This window comes from Peptostreptococcus sp. (assembly GCF_977045075.1).
Map to the genome: position 1 here is coordinate 1 of NZ_CDRRTB010000154.1, position 2,268 is coordinate 2,268.

A 2,268-nucleotide genomic window follows, 5' to 3' on the forward strand; every position below is an offset into this window, starting at 1 on the left:
TAAGGCTTAGTCCCTAAATATAGGCAAATGTTTCAACATAATGACAACGTTATCTGCAAAAAGTAAAGATTATAAAAGGAAAGGCTAAATACTTTTATTATATTTAGTTATACATATAAAATAATGAAGCTAAATATGATATCTTTAATAAATTAACATATAAAATTAAGTAATATATATTTAACAAAGGTCTTTTTAAATAATAAAAAACCACTTGACAACTTAATAAAAATAAACTTATAATAATATCAATAAAGAAAATTAAAGTATTATACTTTTTTAACATGCATTTACAAAAATAAAATAAGTGGTTAAAAAGTAACAGAAGGGAGTAATTTATGACAAAGAAAAGTAATTTTAAAGACATCCTAACTTTTGGCTTTGCCCTGTTTGCCATGTTCTTCGGAGCAGGTAACTTGATATTCCCACCATATTTGGGAATTATATCAGGACCAAGCTGGTTCGTAGGATTTGCTGGCTTCACAATAGCGGATGCTGGTTTGGCTTTATTAGCAATTGTAGCGATTGCCCTATGTGAGGGTGACATAATGAAGTTATTTGAAAAGATAGGTAAGGGTCCTGCAATCCTATTAAGTTTTGCAGACATCATGTGTGTAGGTCCACTACTAGTAATACCTAGAACAGGAGCAACAACATATGAAATGGGTATAACTCCAATTTTTGGACAGAATACACCTATTCTTCTAGTAACTATTATATTCTTTATATTAACATTTGTGTTGACAGTTAGACCATCTAAGGTTATAGATATTGTTGGTCAGGTCTTGACACCATTCTTGATAATTGCCCTACTAGTAATCATAGTAAAGGGTGTAATATCACCATTGGGTCAGCCAGTTGCAGAGCCGATGATAGCCAATATATTCCAGAGAGGTATCACTGATGGTTACCAGACAATGGACTGTTTCGTTCCACTAGCAGTTGGTGCAGTATTAATCCTTACTCTAAAGGAAAAGGGCTACACTGAATCTAAGGACCAGGTGAGCCTATTAGTAAAGGCTGGTGTGGTTGCATGTATAGGTCTTGGCGTAATCTACGGTGGATTAACTTACCTAGGAGCAACAGTATCTTCTATGTATGGTGTTGATGCTCAGAAGTCACAGGTTATAGTAAATATAACTCACCTACTATTAGGTAACTCAGGCAAGACTGTATTGGCAGTAGCGGTAGCATTAGCATGTCTGACTACATCAATAGGATTAACATCTGCAAGTGCAGAGTACCTATCAGGTCTTACAAAGAATAAGGTTAGCTATGCAGCCTTTGTAGCAATCATTTGTGTATTCTCTACAGGAGCTGCTACAATAGGTGTTGCTGGATTGGTAATGATCGCCAACCCAATACTTGCTATAGTTTATCCTCCAACAATAGTTCTAATAGTATTAACTATTGCTAGAAGTAAGGTTAAAAGCGATAAAGTATATAGTTTTGCAGCATATGTAACACTTATAGTGAGTGTATTAACTCTAGTTTCTACTAAGGTCCCAGCTCTTGACTTCATAAACAAGCTACCACTGGCTAACTTAGGATTCAACTGGATTATACCAGCTATCATAGCAGGTATCATAGGAGCTCTTGTAGGAAAGAAGAAGCTTGCCTAATAAAAATATAGAAAAAGCAAAAAACTTGCTTAAATAAAGTATGTTTGGGTAAATTAATAATGCACATAAAATAACTCAAGATAAACTAATAAAAGTAAAAAGGTAGCCATTTGAACTCGGCTACCTTTTTATTTGACCTTTTTTGCAAATAGCTGTATAATTAAAGTAAATAATAAATAGGTAGAACTTATTATATCGCAATTAGCTGAAAGGGGTGTTTTTTATGACAACTAAGAAGATATTGGTTCCGATTGATGGAACAGAGAGAAGTATGCACTCTTTGAATTTTATTAAGGAAAATTATTCTCCTGAAAAAGTAGAACTGCATATCATAAATGTAAAGGAACTAGTTTTCATAGATGGAATTTCTATGAGTGATGAGATTAAGACTTCTGAAAAGAACGGTAGGGAACTACTAGACAAGGCTAGACAATTGGTGAGCGAGTATAAGACAGAGGCATCATTTACTTTTGGCTATGCGGGTGATGAAATCGTAAGAAATGCTGGGGAGCTTGGAATTGACGTGATCGTAATGACTAAGTCAACTAAGAAGGGCTTAACTAGGATGATTGGTTCTTGTACAGCCTATGTTTTAAAGCATGCTAAGTGTACTTTAGTTATAGTACCTGAATAGACTATAGCTAGA

The 2,268-nt window shown here is 34.2% G+C and carries 2 protein-coding genes; both read left to right on the plus strand.

Features of this window, described 5'->3' with window-relative positions:
• The first annotated feature begins 338 nt into the window (after positions 1 to 338).
• On the plus strand, positions 339 to 1,622 hold the full coding sequence (brnQ, locus tag ACW6OJ_RS08210) for a branched-chain amino acid transport system II carrier protein (RefSeq protein WP_314504052.1): 1,284 nt from the start codon (positions 339 to 341) through the stop codon (positions 1,620 to 1,622).
• 223 nt (positions 1,623 to 1,845) lie between these two features.
• Positions 1,846 to 2,256, plus strand: a complete 411-nt coding sequence (locus ACW6OJ_RS08215) for a universal stress protein (RefSeq protein ID WP_455104831.1) — start codon at positions 1,846 to 1,848, stop codon at positions 2,254 to 2,256.
• The last annotated feature ends 12 nt before the right edge of the window (positions 2,257 to 2,268 follow it).